Raw genomic sequence first — 15,126 nt, 5'->3', positions numbered from 1 at the left:
AACAGATATTGCCCAGAATATAACCCTGGAAACAGAATGTTTCGGGCCGGTATCTCTCACAGGCCAGGCCGGTCAAACCATTGCCCTGGAACCCAATAAACGCAAACGCGTCAAACTGCCGGTTACAGCAGGAACCACGACGGGCCGGGCACACATCACCTGCCGGATCAAAGGGATCCGGGGGCCGGGCGTATCACCACAGATGACCAAAACCTGGTTTGTGGAAACCCGGTCTCCCTATCCCCACCAGACCCGGACCTGGCAGAAACTGCTGGCACCGGGACAGCCGTTTTCCACATCGTCTGCAGCCCTGGATAGCCTGGTTCCGGATACGGTAACCGTGCTGGCCGGCCTGGATTCAGAGCCGCCGGTGAATCTGGTCCAGCATGTCAGTGAATTGCTTGCCTATCCTTACGGGTGCCTGGAGCAGACCGTATCGGGATTTTTTCCCCATATACTGCTCTCTTTTGATCAATTTGCGCAATTGGGTGTTGAGGCAGGCACCAGGGAAGCCACCAATGAAAAAATCAGGCGTGGCATCCAGGGCCTGCTTGAAAAACAGAAAAGCTCCGGGGCCTTTGGCCTGTGGAGTTCACACAGCCCTGAAAGCCCCTGGCTGACAGCCTATGCCGCCCATATGATGGTTGAAGCTGTGGACGCAGGTTATGAAGTGCCTGTGAATGCAGTGAAAAAGGCACTTATGCGTCTTGCCGTATATGTTCGCCGCCCAAATGTCATTCCCTGTCCGGGGTGGACGGACGACAAAATGTTCAGGGCTGCAACCCGGGCCTATGCCGCCTTTGTCCTTGCCCGGATCAGCTCCCTTGGACTGGCAGATGCCAGGACTGTTTATGCCTATGTGAAAGACAACCATCCCACGCCCCTGGGCCTGGTCCATGCGGGCACAGCCCTTGGGCTTGCCGGTGACCGTACCCAGGCATTTGAGGCCTTTGACCTGGCCCTTAAAACCCGGCGGGACGATAAACAGGTTTATTGTGGGGATTACGGCTCCAATGTCCGGGATCTTTCTGCCGCCTACTATTATATCACCACCTTTTTTACCGACTATACATTCCGGGGTGTGTTCCTCCACGACCTTGCTGATGCGATAAAAGACCGGCAGTGGCTCTCCACCCAGGAACGCAACAGCCTGGTCATGGCAGGGGCGGCCAAACTGACCCATCCGGCCGGGGTCTGGGCTGCTGATGTGACCGTGGGGAACCAGACCGGTGCCCACACCGGAAAGGGTCCGGGACGGGTGATATTTACAAAGGGAACCGCTGCCGGGGGATTCACCGTGAAAAATACAGGCAAGTCCAATCTTTATCTGGACCTTGTGCTCACGGGATACCCGAACAGCCTGCCAGCCCCCCAAAGCCATGGCGTCAGCATTTCCAGGCAGTTTCTGGACACCAATGCAAAACCTGTGGATATTTCCAAGGTCATTTCCGGGGACAGGATGATTGTGGCCTTGAAGGTTGAATCCCAAAAACAGAAGATGCCCTATGCCCTGGTGGTGGACATGCTGCCTGCCGGATTTGAGCTGGAAGACCCTAATGTGTCCGGATCATTTCGCATTGATCATATAATAGTGGATGGCAAAACCATTTCCCAATGGCATGGCGATTGTCATACAGACCATACCGAATACAGGGATGACCGATTTATTTCAGCCCTGGATCTCGGATACAATGAGACCTGCCGGATTTTCTACGCTGTGCGGGTGGTCAGTCCCGGTATTTTCAAGGTCCCGCCCTCCCTGGTGGAAGATATGTACCGGCCTTATATCCGGGGTGTGGGTGAAACCATTGTCCAGACCCATGTAAGTGCGCCTGGAACCGGTGAAAAATAAATCCCGGTGAAAGACCAATGTCAAAGGAAATTTTCCGGCATTGAAATCTGCCCGGCCAATGCGTGAAACAACCCGGCGCATTGGCCTAAACGCTGCAAAGATCGCCGGAATTCTGCTCTTTGTTCTGCTGGCAGGCGGTTTGTGCTTTATTGCCCTGGACCGCTTGTTCCCCTTTGATACTGCGGGACGGCCCGTGTCCGGCGTTATTGTGGACCGCCACCAGGTCCCCCTGCGGGCCTTTGCCGATAAAAACGGGGTGTGGCGGTACCCGGCAAGGCCCGGCCAGGTCTCTTTGTTTTATCGCCAGGCCCTTCTGGCCTATGAAGACCGCTGGTTTTATTATCACCCCGGCATCAACCCCCTGGCCATGTGCCGGGCCTTTATCCAGAACCTTACCCATGGCCGGATTGTATCCGGCGGGTCAACCCTTACCATGCAGACCGCCCGGATTCTTGATACGGGGGACAGTCTGCCATCTCCGGGCTTTTTCCAGCGAATGGGTGTCAAACTGCGCCAGATGTTCAGGGCGCTTCAACTGGAATACCACTTTACCAAGGATGAAATTCTCGGGTTATATCTTACCCATGCCCCGTTTGGCGCCAATATCGAAGGGATCAGAGCTGCCTGCTACACCTGGCTGGGCAAAGATGCAAACGAGATGACCCGGGCCGAAGCCGCCCTGATGGCTGTACTGCCCCAGGCCCCGTCCAGATACCGACCCGACCGCCATCCTGACAGGGCAGCAAAGGCCCGGGACAAGGTCCTTGACCGGATGGCCCGGTTCGGCATCTGGACACCGGACCAGATCAGGTCAGCCAAGCAGGAACCGGTGAGCGCCTTCAGGTTCCCCACATCCATGACAGCGCCCCTGGCAACCCGGCGCCTGAAAGCCGTTTACCCGGATGCAGAAGTGATCAATACTTTTATTGATGAAAACCTGCAGATGCACATGGCAGATCTTTTGCGGGCATATATGGAAAGGCTGCCCCCAAAACAGTCCGGGGCCGTGCTGGTGGTCAATCACAAGACCCTGGAAATTGAAGCCTATGCCGGGTCTGCCGACTTTTTCAATTCATCCAGGCGTGGCCATGTGGATATGATCCAGGCCCTGAGGTCCCCGGGTTCAACTTTGAAACCCTTTATTTACGGCCTTTCCATGGATCAGGGCCTGATTCATTCCCATTCTTTGCTCCTGGATGTGCCAAGATATAAAAAAAACTATGACCCGGGCAATTTCACCGGGGGATTTTCAGGGCCTGTCACCGTGACCCAGGCATTGCAGGATTCGTTGAACCTGCCTGCGGTTCAGGTGCTGGAAGCCTTTGGTCCCGGCCGTTTCCACGACAGGTTGCACAACGCAGGGGCAAGATTTAAATTTGAAGGCCAACCCAATCTCTCCATGGCCCTGGGCGGTGTGGGCACCAGCCTGGAATCCCTGGTAACCCTGTATACGGCCATCGGGCGGGGCGGTATTGCCGGAAAGCCGCGCCTATGTCCCTTGGAACCTGTGCAGGAGCGGTATCTGATGAGTTCCGGTGCAGCCTTTATCATCCGGGACATCCTGACCCGGCCCTTTCCGGGCGGGCAGGGGGTGGGGCGGCTGTCCGGCGCATTGCCCATGGCATGGAAAACCGGGACCAGCTACGGGTTCAGGGATGCCTGGGCCATGGGCCTTAAGGGGGATTACACCGTGGGGGTATGGATCGGCCGGCCCGACGGCTCCCCGTCCCCGGGGCAGTATGGCGCCATTACGGCACTTCCGCTTCTTGGCCAGGTTATGGAGAGCTTCGCCGCTGGTGCGGGAACACTGAAACCGCCTGAAAGTGTAACAAAGGAGACCATATGCTGGCCGTCCGGCCTTGCTGCATCCGGCATCCGGGGCAGGGCAGAGGGGGCCTGTGCCAAAAAATTTGATGCCTGGATCCTTGACAGCCAGATTCCGTTAACCATGACCGGAGAAACCGGTCTTACCGCCCCCCTGGTCCGGACGTTCTGGGTGGACAGCCAGGGGATGCGGGCAACACCTGCCTGCGGGGGTATTGAAAAAAAGACAGTGGCCTTGTGGCCATGGCAGGCGGAGCCCTTTATCCCGGCCCTTTGGCGGCGGGTTGCCGTGCTGCCCGGGGATTCGCCCGGTTGTCCCGGTATGGCGCCCCTGACCCTGCCTGATATAAGGATTGTTTCGGTTTCAGACCACAGCATCCTGACCTGCCAGCCGGGACAGACCAGTTCTCCTGCCATTCCCTTAAGCGCCATGGGCGGCAGGGGGGAACGCCAGTGGTTTCTGAATCAAAAACCCCTGGTGAATGCCGACGGATCAGCCCCGGTTTTTATGCCCATGCCGGTTCCGGGATTGTATCATCTGGCTGTGGTGGATGAATCCGGCAGTTTTGACCAGGTCTGTTTTTCCGTTATAGAACTCAACCCATGACCAATGTCATAAAGTTAAGATGCTTTCAGATTAAAACCACGAAGAACACGAAGTTTAGTACTCTATCATCTTCGTGAACTTCGTGTTCTTTGTGGTAAAATAAAAAAATCAATGCTTAGGAACGGGTCTTAAATAACTTGCCCATTTTGATATATCCGGAAGCGCGGGCGTCCCGCAATCACGGCAATTTAAACACGTCTCCGCATTTGGGGACAAAGGCATTATATCCGTTCTCGTTGAGGTGCTGGGCAAATGCCGCGCTCTGTTCAGCTTCGCCGTGAACAACGGCAATCTTTTTCACCCGAAGATTGGATCCCGCAACCACCTGCATTAATTCATGGCAGTCTGCATGGGCGGAAAACCCGCCGATTTTTTCCACATGGGCTCTCAGGGGATAGGCTTTTCCCAGAATTTTGACTTCCGGGGCCTTGCCTGCAGCCTGATTGTTCTGCATGCCCAGTTCTTCAATACGCCGGCCCAGGGTGTTGCATGCCATATAACCCACTATAAGGACAGTATGTTTTGGATTATGTATTTTATAACGCAGGTGGTGAAGAATCCGGCCCGCCTCACACATGCCTGATGCCGAGATCACGATGTGCGGGGTGTCGTCCTGGGTGACGCGCATGGACTCCTCCACCGACTCAACAAATTTGATGTTTTTAAAGTAAAAGGGGTTGATACCCTTTTCCAGGAATATTTTATGGGTTTCCTTATCATAGGTTTCCGGATGTTCCCCAAAGACCTTTGTGATATTTGATGCCAGAGGACTGTCCACATAAATAGGCACTTTGGGAACAGTGCCGGAATCATACAACTGGTGAAGGATGTAAATAAGCTCCTGGGTTCTGCCAAAGGCAAAGGAAGGGATCAGAAGAGAGCCCCCCCGTTCAATGGTCCGGGTCAGTGTGTCCTTCAGGCTGCCGGCAAGATCCGCCACAGGGGCATGCTCACGGTCCCCGTATGTGCTTTCAATGATCATCAGATCAATATCCCTGTCCTCTTCATCAAATTCCAGGGTGGGGTCTTTTAAAATGGGTTTTCCAAACCGGCCGACATCGCCGGTAAAAAGTATTTTAAGGGGTTTTCCGCCGTGCTTCGGTTTCACCGTAATCATGGAAAAGGCAGACCCCAGAATATGGCCGGCCACGTAGAATTTCACCGTGGTTCCCCTTCCGATGGTCACTTCTGAGCCAAAGGGATACCCGTCAATAAAGGAAAGGGACTCCAGTGCCTCCTCCTGGGTATACAGTGGCGTTACCATCTCAAGGCCGTGCTCCTTGTGAAGTGCGGCAATGGCCTCCACGTTCAATTCATGGGGGCTTTTTTTCAGCAGCTTTTTAATCCCGGCTTTTTCCTTATTGGAAATCTGCTGTTTGGTTTTGGACTGCTCCGCCTGATACAGAAAGGCGCGCAGGGCTTTATAGTTAAGGTACTGGGCATCAGACTCCTGGATATGCCCTGAATCCAGAAGCATGTAATCCAGAGCGTCCTTGGTGGGACGGGTGGTGACAATCCGGCCGGAAAACCCCTCTTTTGTCAACAGAGGTATCCGGCCGGAATGGTCAATATGGGCGTGGGAAAGAACCATGGTGGTGATTTCAGACCGGTTGATGAGAAAGTTTTCGTTTTTCTCCCGGCTCTCCTTTCTCCGGCCCTGGAACATGCCGCAATCCAGTAAAATTTTATCAACGCCTGTATCCAGCATATGCATGGATCCGGTCACCTCTCCTGCTGCTCCGAAAAATCCCACTTCAACCATAGGTTCGTCCCTTTCTTCCGAATTAATCAGTTAAATAATTTTTTTAACAATGCCGTAGTCTGCTTGGCCGGGTTTTCCCGGATAGCCTTTTCCTCCTGTGCCAGATAATAAAAAATGCCGTTCAGGGCCTTTTCAACAGCATAATCTGTCAGGTTGCCTTTTATATCGGGAACCAGGGGCATGGATTTATACTTTTCCATCATCCGGTCATAGGATTTTACTGCCCCGATCTCCTCTAAGGTGTCCTTCACCACCGGAGTAAAGGCCTCGGTGAGATCGTCGGAGGTTTTTTCCTTGAAATACCGGGTTGCGGCATCATCTGCGCCATTGAGAATGCTTTTGGCATCGTCAAAGGACATCTGGGAAATGGCATTTACAAACAATGCCCTGGCCTTGGGTGCAGCCGCTTCGGCAGCCCGGTTCAGTTTCAGTTCCAGCTCCTCTGCATAGAACCCCATCCCGACTTTGTCCATCAAGGTCTGTACCTTGGAAAGATAGGAAGGCAACGGGATATGGATGCTGGAATCGGAATTAAACCCGTTTTCCGCGCCCAACTGGCTGATAACGGTTCCGGCACCTGTTTTCAGTGCTTCCTTGAGACCGGAAATAATCTCGCTGTTGGTCAGGCTGCCGGAACTGGCACTACCGGAACTGCTGCTGTCGTTCTCGTTCAGGGACTTAATCAGTGAAGAACCCTGGTCCAACAGGGGATTGCCCGCCAGTACAGGTGCCTGGAATCCCAGAATAAATGTAAAAACAATTGCCAGGACTGAAACGCAGCTCCTTTTTTTACACATTTTTAACCCTTCTCCTTTAATTGAAGTCCCTTAGTTAGTGTCTGAGCCCATGCATTTTATATGATCACGACAGTGCAGAAAGTGCTGACTCATAATCAGGTTCCTGTTTAATTTCAGGAACAAGCTGGGCATGAATCACCTTACCGGCTGCATCTATGACAACAACGGCCCGGGCCGTGAGACCAGCCAGGGCTCCGTCCTGCATGGCCACCCCATAGTCAAGGGCAAACTGCGGATTACGGAAGGCAGATGCCGTCACAACGTTTTCGATGCCTTCGGCAACGCAGAACCGTTTGTGGGCAAAGGGCAGATCCCCTGAGATACAGAGCACAACCGTATTTTTTTTGGTACCGGCTGTTTCATTGAATTTGCGAACAGCGGTGGCGCAGATGGGAGTGTCAAGGCTTGGAAAAATGTTGAGCACCACCTGTTTACCTGCAAGCGCAGACAGTTTAATGTCTGACAAATCCTGTCCCACAAGGGTAAACTCTTTTGCCTGTTCGCCGGTTTCGGGAAAGTCACCAGCCAGAGTTACCGGGTTGCCGCCAAGTGTAATAGATCCCATGAATGTTCTCCTTTTTTGATTTTCATACGTCTTGTTTGAATATTCAAGTGTCGGTCCGGAAAAATTATGCACCATAATATCCGCGATGCCGCCACTTTGTAAAGAATAATGGCGTTCTCTGCTATTTCAAGTTTTTCGGACTGCATAAAAAAGCTGGAGATTCTCAAAACCATAACGCCTTCCCGGCATTGCCAATTATCGCAAAGCGGCTTTAAAAAGACAGAAGAATCTGTTGAGAACGGGTACATCACCATTATCTGCGCAAAGTGATTCGGCTTTTTCAAGGCTGCGAAGACATCCTCTTTCAGATGGATGGAGCTTCGCAGCCTTGATTTTTTGTATCCCCGGACATCTACGCCTTTGTCATGTCCGTCATAAACCGGCTTAACGCCTGGACATAGGCTTTGGCAGACGCCGTGATGGTATCGTCATGCGTGGCCTTACCCACCCAGACCGGGGCAGCCAGGTGATAGTTAAGTTCATGGCCGTTGCCGCTGAGTACAACCAATGCTTCTGCCGCTGACGAGTGGGTCCGTCCGCGGTTGCTGGGTTCGTAAACCACGAGTTTGGGTTTTTCTTCACCCAGTCCCAGAACATCGTCAATGGCGCTGAATACCGCATTGATGGGACCGTTTTCACCCTTGAAGGGCTTGCTGGTCTTCTTTTCACCGTCAACGATCAGGACCACCTGGGCATGGCGGTCATTTGAGTTGGCAAACTTGTTGAACGCGTAATCCTCAAACTCGATATGGTCTTTTCCTGTGTACCTGAAGTCATCCCCGATCATACGCAGTTCCTTGTCCCCGTATGTGATGTCCCGGGACTTGATCACGGGCATGATCTGTTCCCGGACAAAGGCCTTTTCAAATTCAAATCCCAGCTCCTCAAGCCTGGCCGTGACGCCGGATACGCCGGTCAGCTTGGTGATCTGGTGGGTATTGCCTGTCCAGCCGATATCTCCGGGTGAGCAGGGCAGGTAAATATTCTCCCCAATGGCTTTGCCCTTTTTGTCTCCGTCGGAATGGACCCCTGATCCGTGGCGCAGGGCATTGGGCCCGATTCCCGGCGCGTTGTAGGGAATGGGTATAGAGCTTTCCCTTTCAATGAATCTTGCCACGGCATTGGTTTTTTCAAGCTTAAAGGAGGTAAAGAATTTCCGGTTGTAGCAAGGTTTCAATGAAAGGTTCATGATCACCTGCTCCAAAGGCGTATTGCCCGCTCTTTCCCCCAGGGAGTACCAGGTGCCTTCCACCTGCCTGATTCCCTGTTCAACGGCTGCAAGGGTATCTGCCACACTGACGCCGAAATCATTGTGGGCGTGAAAACTTAAGACCACGTCATCCGTGCCCTCCACAAGCATCTTAAAGTACTGGATGGCTTCCTGGATTTCAATTTCAATTCCCTTGGCCACGGTATGGGGAATGTTGATCACGTCTGCGCCGGCCTTGATCGCACGGCCATAGATTTTAGAGATATATTCCTGCAGAAAACTATGTTCCGGGTTCAGGGACTGGGACAAAGCCAGGATGGTGTTCTGGGCCGAGAATTCCACCCGGCCCTTACCGCCTGTCAGCTCCTTTGCATAGGCCACTGCCCGGGAGGCTTTTTCAATTTGCTCATTGGGATCTGCCTTATATGCCCGGATGGATGCCTCGTCAATGTTAAGGGTGAATACGTGGATGGTGGGATTGGGATTATTTTCCAGGGCCTGCCATGTTCGATTAATATTTTCAAAATCCATGGTGGTCAGTCCGCAGATATAGGGACCCTCCACTGTATCGGCAATCTGTTTCACTGTATCGAATTCCAAGGGGGTTGAACTGGGAAACCCAACCTCTATGGTGCTGATCCCCGTATCTGCAAGAAACCGGGCAATTCTAAGCTTTGAATCCCCTTTAAAGGTTACCCCGCCCTGCTCACCATCCCGCAGGGTGGTGTCAAAAATTTCGACTTCCTGCCTGGCCCCGCCCGGAATCCGGGCCCGGTCCACTTCCCATGTTCCCGCTTCATTTTTTTTGATCGCCATGTTCTTCCCCTTTTTTATGTTGGCTAAAATAAAAAAAGCCGTTATCTGCCCGGCAGGGGCTGATAACGGCTTTTGCTTTCACTTATGGATATTATGCCACTAAGAGCCCCGTCGCCCGGAGGTGTTAAGAACCACCTCCTCAATAAGAAGCAGGGATAGTAGTAGGCTGGTAAAATTCATAGTTAATTTATTCACTTTAATTAAATCTAATTTATTATATATAAATTAAATGAAGTCAAGAAAAAAATGACGGCCTTCCAAATGCATGACAGATTAAAGACCCGCTTTTTTTAAAAAGGAATACCTTCTTCATCATCATCATCATCAGGATCATAAGGCATCATTTCGTTCATAAGATCAAAAAAGACCCCCAGGGATTGGGATAAATTTTTTATAATCCGGCTATGGGTTTCCTTTGTATTAATATCTTTTGTCTTGGACATTATTTTCAATTCAGCAGCCAGTTCTTTTGTTAAGCCAAAGATAATTTCTTCAGGATCCATGAGTTTTTCCTCCAATTTTGGTCATTAAATTTTTTTATCCCGTACGCCTGTTTCTGTTTTATTCAATCCACATTCAGCACAACGGAAAAACAGCTGAACGCGGCCCATACAGAATCGCCCACACCAAGACCCAGCCATCGGGATCCCTGGGTTGACACCAGGGCGCATAATGCTGTTCCGTCCTTGATACGCACGATATATTCCGTATTAATCTGTCCGGCATTGATCTGCTCAATCATACCATAAAACCGGTTCTCGGCGGTGCATTCCGGCTCTTTTTCCCCGTTGTACAAAATCACCAGGGGGGCTTTGACCTCGGCCATAATCAGTCTTGATTCTTTTAATGAAAGCCGTTCCACGCTGCTGTTGGTGATCATTGCCTCAATGGTGTCACCTCCGGCGGTTGTCAATGTGACCCGGGTCTGGATGTCTCCTTTTTGAAGGACCTGAATTTTGCCGAAAAATGAATTCCGGGCACTGGTTTTACGCGACGCTTCCCTTTCGATAAAAAGTTTTGTGACCTGGGCAATGTCCTCTTTGGAAAAAGAGACATAGGCACTAGTCAGGTTCATGCTTGAATGACCCAGCATGGTCTGTACGGCCGGCATGGGCATATTGCGCTGCATCAACTCCACAGCCCTTGCCTTCCGGATCATTTCCGGGCTGCCAAGCTTCTTGGGAAAGCCTAAAGCCTGGGCCCGCTCGTAAAATTTGCGCCGGACAAACCCAGGATCAATATTGAATTGCTTTTCCAGAAACCGCCTGAATGACGGATCGTTAAGCATCTGTTCAAGTTCAGAAGCAAGGGGGCTGGAAATCCTGACAATTCTCGGTTCTGTACGGGTATCCGGCTCCCCAATACCCAAATCCACCAACTGCCGGTTAAAATCAATCCGCTTAAGAGGATCAAGGGCCAGAATTTCATTCAACTTTGCACCCGTGTACCGGATCAGCAAAAAGATGACCAGAATACGGCGGCGGGACAATTGGACATCTGCCCGGGGAGATTGCCTTGCCCATGCCCTGAATGCCTGCTCCAGACGGTCAAGCTGGACCGAATCCAGGCAATGGCCTGTCTCTGGGATCGAAACCATGCGTCCCTGGTCCATACGGCCCTGGGAGAGTGACTGGGGGGCCGGTAACGGGGCGTCAGCGGTTGTTTTATAATCCATATTACGCTCTCTTTTATTCGCAAGTAACCCTTCTGTTTTATTTTTATAGCACAGGTGCGCATAAAGACAGGTGACTTTTCTTGACAAGTGATTATTTTTTTTATAAACTAACACGAAAATATTATTTATCGTGTTATAAATTAAAACCCAAGGTCATCAAAAGGAGGCAACATGATTTTTCATACAGCCGGCATTGAAGTCCAGCCCTGGATTCCGCCATTGGTGGCGTTCGGGATTTCATTTTTCACATCCATGGGCGGCATATCCGGGGCCTTTCTCCTGCTGCCGTTTCAAATGTCATTTCTGGGATATGTCAATCCTTCGGTCAGTGCAACCAACCAATTGTTCAATATTGTCGCTATTCCCAGCGGTGTATTCCGGTATTGGCGGGAGGGCCGAATGGTATGGCCCCTGACCTGGGTGGTGGTCCTGGGTACCCTTCCGGGTGTATTTCTAGGGGCATTTCTGCGGGTGGCATATCTGCCGGATCCGACCCGGTTTAAATTGTTTGCATCTGCGGTTCTGTTTTATATCGGGGTCAAAATGACAAAGGACTTACTGAAAAAAAACAATGCAGAGACCCGTCCCCCCACCACCCATGTACTGCAATCTCAGGGCATGGGTGGCCGCCATTTTTCCCGGCTGGCTGATCCGGAGGATCGTTTTTCAACCGGTGCAACACATCCGGAAGTCTCCCGGTTTAATCTGAAACGAATCAGCTACACCGTTGACGGCCAGGCGTTTGACATATCGTTTTGGGGTATCTTCAGCCTCAGTTTCATCGTGGGCATTGTGGGAGGGGTATATGGTATCGGCGGGGGATCCATCATTGCCCCGTTTTTTGTAACATTTTTCAGGCTACCGGTTCACACCGTGGCAGGTGCCGCACTCATGGGAACCTTTATTACCTCAGTCGCCGGGGTTGTCTTTTACCAGCTGATCGCGCCTTTTTTCCCGGGCATGTCCGTAGCCCCGGACTGGGGTTTGGGCCTCTTGTTCGGACTTGGCGGAATGGCCGGGATGTACCTGGGCGCGTACTGCCAGAAATATGTTTCAGCCAACCTGATCAAATTGATGCTCACAGGTATTATTCTCTTTACCGCAATCCGGTATGCGGCTGAATTTTTAGGCATTTAAGCCCCTCAGGAACCAGTCAGAGCCTGATTCTATCGTTCAAGTCAGGCTTTTTTTCTGAGGCGCTGCCAGGCACGGGTGCCTAACATTGAATTCGGCCAGGCATCCACCATCTGTATTTCCGAACTAAACTCAAATTACAACCACGGAAAATATCGGAGAGCCGAATTTATCTTTCCTAAAATCCTTGATCTGCCGTGGAACAGCACAAAGGGGTTGGCCTGCATCAACCCTTGAGCCGGGTATGTTGGTGATAATCATTGATGGGTTGATTTTCTACATTGCCCTGCTGAATCAAGGGAATAGGGTTTGTTCATAAGTCTGCTTATGATATACTGGCACAAGAATTTTGGAAATTAAAACAATTAGGATAGGAATTTAAAGCATATGTGTTTGGCTGTGCCTTCAAAGATTATTGAAATTAACGATGCCGTGGCAAAGGTGGCTGTGGATGGGGTGGTCCGGGAGGCCAGTCTGATGCTGCTTGATGATGCCGGTATTGGGGATTATGTTATTGTTCATGCCGGATTTGCCATTTCAAAGGTGGATGAAGAAGCTGCGCTGCAAACCATTGCAGACATGCGCAGAATACTTGGGCTGGGCGCTGGTCCGGCCTGATTCTTTTAAATGCGTTCTTCCGGTCTGTCGGCAAAAAAGATTGAAATTTCAGGGGTGGTTCAGGGTGTTGGATTCCGCCCCTTTTTATTTGGTTTGGCCCGGGTGCATCATCTTTGCGGCCATGTGTCCAATACCGCCTCTGGTGTGGCGCTTTTTATCCAGGGCGCGCCAAAGGACCTGGAAGCTTTTCTTTTGGATATCCCTGAAAAAAAGCCGCTGCTGTCACAGATTTCACGCATGGTATCAACGGATACACCCCCTTTGGATCTGGCTGATTTTACGATTGCTAAAAGCCGGGATGCCCGGACCCGGTCTGCCCTGATATCCCCGGATGTGGGGGTATGCCCTGATTGCCTCAAAGAGATGCAGGATCCTGCTGACCGCCGGTTTGAATACCCGTTTATCAATTGCACCAATTGCGGGCCAAGATACACCATTATCCGGGATATTCCCTATGACCGGCCAAAAACGTCCATGAAATCCTTTACCATGTGCCCGGACTGCCGCAAGGAATATGAAGATCCCTTAAACCGGCGGTTCCATGCCCAGCCCAATGCCTGCCCTGTTTGCGGGCCCCATGTGTTTTTGCTCAACAATAAGGGAAAACAGGTGGACGGGAATAATCCGGCCCAGGCCGTGGTTCTTGCGGCCCGGTTTCTAAGGCAGGGAAAAATCGTTGCAATCAAAGGGCTGGGCGGGTTTCACCTGGCCGTGGATGCAGCCAATGCAACGGCTGTTGATCTGCTGCGCCAAAGAAAAAAACGCCCCCATAAACCCTTTGCCCTGATGGCGGCCCGGGATTCGTCCCTGTTTAACCATGTTTGCATGGACGGGGATGAAAAAGCGCTGCTTGGGTCCTGTCACCGGCCTATTGTATTGTTGAGAAAAAAGACATTCCCCCAATCCGCGGGCACGGGGCTGGCCTCGAATCTGGCACCGGACAATCTTTGTCTGGGTATCATGCTGCCCTATACACCGCTGCACTGCCTGCTTCTGGACAAGGGCCCCGATATCCTGGTCATGACCTCGGGAAACCGGTCCGGTGACCCCTTGTCCATTGACAATGCCGATGCCCTGGATGCCTTTTCCCATATTGCGGACTATTTTCTGCTCCACAACCGGGATATCTATTTCAGGGCGGATGACACCATTGCCAGGATCCAGCAGGGAAACGTGCGGTTTCTGCGCAGATCCAGGGGATATGCACCCCTGCCCGTGGATATAACACCGCCTGCAGATGACGGACTTGGCCATATCCTTGGCTGCGGGGCCGGTATGAAATCCGCCATATGTCTGACCCGGGACCGGTACGCCTTTTTAAGTCCGCACATTGGCGATCTGGAATCAATGCAGGCCCACAATTTTTATAACGCCACCATTGAACATATGCAGAAAATTCTGGATATCCGGCCTGTGTGTGTGGCCCATGATCTGCATCCGGGATATTTTTCTACACAATTCGCCAAACTGCTCAGGCGGCAGGGTCTTCCCCTGATAGGGGTCCAGCACCACCATGCCCATGCCCTTTCCTGTATGGCGGAAAATCATCTGGACGGAAAAGTGCTTGCCCTGACCCTGGACGGCACCGGCCTGGGTACGGATGGCCATATCTGGGGCGGCGAAGTCCTGGCCTGTACCTATGATGGGTTTGAGCGCCGGGCCCGGCTCAATTACCTGCCCATGCCCGGGGGGGATGCGGCGGTGACAGCACCCTGGCGCATGGCGGTTTCCCTGTTATATAAAGTGTATGGGCCTGGGATGGCAGATCTGGATATTCCCTTTGTCCGGTCCCTGGATAAGCGCAAGCTTGCATTTTTAATTCAGATGATGGACCGGCAGGTGAACAGCCCTTTGACATCCAGCACAGGCCGCCTGTTTGATGCAGTATCCGCCCTTTTAATGGTCTGCCACGAAATTTCCCATGACAGCCAGGCCGCCATTGCCCTGGAAGCGGTTGCGGATTTTGAAGAATCGGCAAGCACAGCTTACCCCTTTGGCATGAAAACCGGGGCTGACGGCTGCTGGATTATGGATGCCGGTCCCTGGGTGAGGCAGATGGTGGCGGATATTAAACGCAGTGTGCCCCGGGGCCGGATTGCAGCCCGGTTTCATCTGACCCTGTCCGGTATGATGGTGGAGGCCGTTGCAAGGGTGGGGCAGAAAACCGGCCTTGACCGGGTTGTTCTGTCCGGCGGGGTGTTCAACAATGATACGGTTTTTTCCCGGATAACGGGTATGCTTGAAGCAAAGGGCTTTAAGGTATATA

Annotated in this window: 10 protein-coding genes and 1 pseudogene; 5 read left to right on the top strand and 6 right to left on the bottom strand. The window is 52.0% G+C overall.

Annotated features, from left to right (window positions below; all coding sequences use genetic code 11):
- Positions 1–1,852 (top strand): annotated as a pseudogene (locus AB7U36_RS07260) (alpha-2-macroglobulin family protein); the annotation flags it as partial.
- A gap of 58 nt (positions 1,853–1,910) precedes the next feature.
- Positions 1,911–4,283: a penicillin-binding protein 1C gene (gene pbpC / locus AB7U36_RS07255; RefSeq protein ID WP_428159124.1), complete on the top strand. Its 2,373-nt coding sequence runs from the start codon at positions 1,911–1,913 to the stop codon at positions 4,281–4,283.
- 178 nt (positions 4,284–4,461) lie between these two features.
- Here pbpC and AB7U36_RS07250 read toward each other — a convergent pair whose 3' ends face one another.
- The 6 genes from AB7U36_RS07250 to AB7U36_RS07225 form a co-directional block, all read right to left on the bottom strand.
- On the bottom strand, positions 4,462–6,045 hold the full coding sequence (locus AB7U36_RS07250) for an MBL fold metallo-hydrolase RNA specificity domain-containing protein (RefSeq protein ID WP_428159123.1): 1,584 nt from the start codon (positions 6,043–6,045) through the stop codon (positions 4,462–4,464).
- Between the two features lie 26 nt (positions 6,046–6,071).
- The gene (locus tag AB7U36_RS07245; protein WP_428159122.1) at positions 6,072–6,842 is read right to left on the bottom strand and encodes a DUF4197 domain-containing protein; all 771 of its coding nucleotides are present in this window, start codon (positions 6,840–6,842) and stop codon (positions 6,072–6,074) included.
- Between the two features lie 64 nt (positions 6,843–6,906).
- Positions 6,907–7,407, bottom strand: a complete 501-nt coding sequence (gene tpx, locus AB7U36_RS07240; RefSeq protein ID WP_428159121.1) for a thiol peroxidase — start codon at positions 7,405–7,407, stop codon at positions 6,907–6,909.
- 352 nt (positions 7,408–7,759) lie between these two features.
- On the bottom strand, positions 7,760–9,433 hold the full coding sequence (locus tag AB7U36_RS07235; RefSeq protein WP_428159120.1) for an alpha-isopropylmalate synthase regulatory domain-containing protein: 1,674 nt from the start codon (positions 9,431–9,433) through the stop codon (positions 7,760–7,762).
- A 290-nt stretch (positions 9,434–9,723) separates the two neighbouring features.
- Complete coding sequence (locus AB7U36_RS07230; protein ID WP_428159119.1) at positions 9,724–9,936, bottom strand: hypothetical protein; 213 nt, start codon at positions 9,934–9,936, stop codon at positions 9,724–9,726.
- Positions 9,937–9,998: 62 nt separating this feature from the next.
- On the bottom strand, positions 9,999–11,108 hold the full coding sequence (locus tag AB7U36_RS07225) for a TOBE domain-containing protein (RefSeq protein WP_428159118.1): 1,110 nt from the start codon (positions 11,106–11,108) through the stop codon (positions 9,999–10,001).
- A 171-nt stretch (positions 11,109–11,279) separates the two neighbouring features.
- Between AB7U36_RS07225 and AB7U36_RS07220 the strand changes: the two genes are divergently transcribed.
- The 3 genes from AB7U36_RS07220 to hypF form a co-directional block, all read left to right on the top strand.
- Positions 11,280–12,245, top strand: coding sequence for a sulfite exporter TauE/SafE family protein (locus tag AB7U36_RS07220; protein WP_428159117.1), 966 nt, complete (start codon positions 11,280–11,282; stop codon positions 12,243–12,245).
- A gap of 384 nt (positions 12,246–12,629) precedes the next feature.
- Complete coding sequence (locus AB7U36_RS07215) at positions 12,630–12,860, top strand: HypC/HybG/HupF family hydrogenase formation chaperone (protein ID WP_428159116.1); 231 nt, start codon at positions 12,630–12,632, stop codon at positions 12,858–12,860.
- 9 nt (positions 12,861–12,869) lie between these two features.
- Positions 12,870–15,126: carbamoyltransferase HypF (gene hypF / locus AB7U36_RS07210; RefSeq protein ID WP_428159115.1), on the top strand; the 2,257-nt coding region annotated here is incomplete at its 3' end.

This window comes from Desulfobacter sp. (assembly GCF_050177295.1).
Note: the sequence above shows the minus strand (reverse complement) of the source record. Positions and strands in the feature narration are given on the sequence as shown.

Coding starts and splice junctions, on each gene's coding strand:
- pbpC (WP_428159124.1), top strand. CDS start 1,911: ATGCGTGAAACAACCCGGCGCATTGGCCTAAACGCTGCAAAGATCGCC.
- AB7U36_RS07250 (WP_428159123.1), bottom strand. CDS start 6,045: ATGGTTGAAGTGGGATTTTTCGGAGCAGCAGGAGAGGTGACCGGATCC.
- AB7U36_RS07245 (WP_428159122.1), bottom strand. CDS start 6,842: ATGTGTAAAAAAAGGAGCTGCGTTTCAGTCCTGGCAATTGTTTTTACA.
- tpx (WP_428159121.1), bottom strand. CDS start 7,407: ATGGGATCTATTACACTTGGCGGCAACCCGGTAACTCTGGCTGGTGAC.
- AB7U36_RS07235 (WP_428159120.1), bottom strand. CDS start 9,433: ATGGCGATCAAAAAAAATGAAGCGGGAACATGGGAAGTGGACCGGGCC.
- AB7U36_RS07230 (WP_428159119.1), bottom strand. CDS start 9,936: ATGGATCCTGAAGAAATTATCTTTGGCTTAACAAAAGAACTGGCTGCT.
- AB7U36_RS07225 (WP_428159118.1), bottom strand. CDS start 11,108: ATGGATTATAAAACAACCGCTGACGCCCCGTTACCGGCCCCCCAGTCA.
- AB7U36_RS07220 (WP_428159117.1), top strand. CDS start 11,280: ATGATTTTTCATACAGCCGGCATTGAAGTCCAGCCCTGGATTCCGCCA.
- AB7U36_RS07215 (WP_428159116.1), top strand. CDS start 12,630: ATGTGTTTGGCTGTGCCTTCAAAGATTATTGAAATTAACGATGCCGTG.